Here is a 277-nt window from a genome sequence, read left to right as displayed (position 1 = left end):
GCCTCGCCGGCGCCATAGACGCCCCGCAGGGTCAGGCGGCGGCCGAAGGCGCTGCTCATCAGCTTGAGGCCCGACAGCAGGGGCGCGGCCTGCTCCAGGTCGACCACGCCGAGCTGGCGCAGGGTCTCGCCGCTGACCACGGTCAGGCTGATCGGGGTGTCCTGGGCCAGGGTCGGGCGCTTGAGGGCGGTCACCACCACCCCGTCGATGTCCGAGGGCTCCAGCGCCCTGGCGGCGGCGGCCGCTGTCGCCGGCCCGGCGGCGGCGATCTCCAGGC

Annotated in this window: 1 protein-coding gene; it reads right to left on the bottom strand. The window is 76.2% G+C overall.

Annotated features, from left to right (window positions below; translation table 11 throughout):
• Positions 1–277, bottom strand: a 277-nt coding sequence (locus AC0MA3_RS26480; RefSeq protein WP_474658342.1) for a hypothetical protein, incomplete at both ends; no start/stop codon positions are given.

Source organism: Paenibacillus sp. LS-5 (genome assembly GCF_056121505.1).
The sequence above is the reverse complement of the archived record's forward strand: the minus strand, read 5'-3'. Positions and strand labels throughout refer to the sequence as shown.